General features: G+C 73.1%; 2 protein-coding genes and 1 pseudogene. All 3 read right to left on the bottom strand.

Annotated features, from left to right (window positions below):
• Positions 1-183: 183 nt before the first annotated feature.
• Positions 184-642 carry a DUF6099 family protein gene (locus CLM62_RS04675; protein WP_095748590.1) on the bottom strand — a complete coding sequence of 153 codons (459 nt, stop codon included), beginning with the start codon at positions 640-642 and terminating at the stop codon, positions 184-186.
• A gap of 175 nt (positions 643-817) precedes the next feature.
• A complete protein-coding gene (locus CLM62_RS04670) occupies positions 818-1,144 on the bottom strand; it encodes a nucleotide pyrophosphohydrolase (RefSeq protein WP_095748589.1) in 327 nt (108 codons plus the stop codon).
• Positions 1,141-1,782: pseudogene (locus CLM62_RS04665) on the bottom strand (ATP-binding protein); the annotation flags it as partial. The gene CLM62_RS04670 and the pseudogene CLM62_RS04665, both read right to left, overlap by 4 nt.

The raw sequence follows: 1,782 nt of genomic DNA, 5'->3' as shown, positions 1-1,782 counted from the left end.
GCCGCGCCCTGGCCGGGGCCTGCGGGCTCGCCGTCGCCCGGCGGCACGGCGCCGCCGTCGACCGGACCTGGGAGACCTGGCCTCTGAACGACTGACCCAGCGCCGCCCCAGGAAATGTGCGCCCTGTTCGGCTCTGACGCCTGAGGACCGGGAGCCGCGCCCCGGCGGCACGACTGCCCGCGGCTACGCCGGCAGCGCCTCGTCCCGGTCCGCCAGCTTCCTGAGCATCTCCAGCACCCGGTCCCTCGATTCGTCCGCCGCGTCGATGGCCTCCATGCACTGCCAGTACGTGCTCTCGTCGTCCGCGGCGCTGGCGAGGCCGACGAGGGCGATGCCGACCTCGCCGAGGAGGCCGCCGAGGTACGTCAGGGCCTGGCGGGCGTCGCCCAGTTCGGTGAGCTGGGCGGCCCGCAGGTCCTCCGCGTCGATGTCCGGCCGGTCCAGGACGCCGCAGCCTCTGCCCGCCAGCTCGGTCAACCCCAGTGCCTCGCCCCGTAGTTCCGGCGGTCCGGAGACCGCGAGGCGGCTGCCGATCGCCTGGGCCAGGGCCTGCGCCTGCCACACCTCCGCCATGACGTCCGGCGGGTCGGCGCTCCCCGCCAGGGCCCGCCTGCTCGTCACGATGAGTCGCACCGCGTCCATGAGGTGCCCCCGTCTGTCCCGACGCGCCCTCGACGCGTCCGCCCGAACTCCTTCGTCCACTACTCGCCCACTACCCAGCGTGAGTGGCTCTGAGACGAAAAGCCAGAGGAAGACGGAAATCTGCGGACAACTAATCGGTTACGAACCGATTCTTGACTACACAAAGTGACGATTCCTATGGCGTCGGAAACCTCCGCTCGTTCCGGTCGATCTTCGCGTCCAGCGCCGCCAGCGGGTCGATGCCGAGGACCTCGCACAGTTGGAGCAGATACGCGAGCACGTCGGCGACCTCGTCCGTGACGCGGTGCGCGGTGTCGGGGTCGTCCATCACCCGGGCCGACTCCTCCGGCGTCAACCACTGGAAGATCTCGACGAGTTCGGAGGCCTCCACGCTGAGCGCGGCGACGAGGTTCTTGGGGGTGTGGTAGGGCTGCCAGTTCCGCGCGGCCGCGAACTCGGCCAGCCTGCGCTGCAGTCTCGCCACGTCGAGAGGTTCTGTCACGGCTTCAGGTGTACCACCGTGACCCCGTCCGTCCCGGCGGCCCACGACGCGTCGCTCACCGCGCCGACCAGGCGGATGTGGCCGCGCTCGCACATCCGGGCCGCGAGTCGCAGCAGTTCGCCGCGCTGGCCGGGGTCGAGGCCCCGGTCGAGGCCGTCGGCGAGCACGGTGAGCGTCTGGAGGGCGGCGGGCACCTCGCCGGCCGGGTCGAGCTCCAGCACGCCGGGCCCGGTGAGCAGTACCAGCGCGAGGGCGACGTATCTCAACTCCCCGTCGCCCAGCCGCCCGAGCTCCGTCCGGATCCCGTCGCCCCGGTCGAGCACCGCCCGCACGGTCCCGTCGGCCAGCGGTTCGGCGAGCAGGTCCGCGACGGGGCCGGCGCACCCGGCGCGCACCGCGGCGACGAGCAGTCCGTGCCGCTTCCCGCACTCCGCGCGGGTACGCCACAGCACGTCGGCGAGGTTGTCGCAGCCGCCGAGCAGCCGCCCGGAGCCGGTCGGCACGGGGGCGCGCATCCGTCCGGGCGAGGGGTCGCAGGCGAAGACCGAGCGCAGGGCGACCACCATCTGTTCCGCGGCGGCGAGCACCCGGCGCTGCCCGTCCGTCTTGCCGGCCACGCGCAGCGGGAGCAGCGCGGT

Source organism: Streptomyces sp. SA15 (assembly GCF_002291145.1).
GTDB lineage: Bacteria > Actinomycetota > Actinomycetes > Streptomycetales > Streptomycetaceae > Streptomyces.
This window is presented reverse-complemented; position numbering and strand designations above follow the sequence as displayed.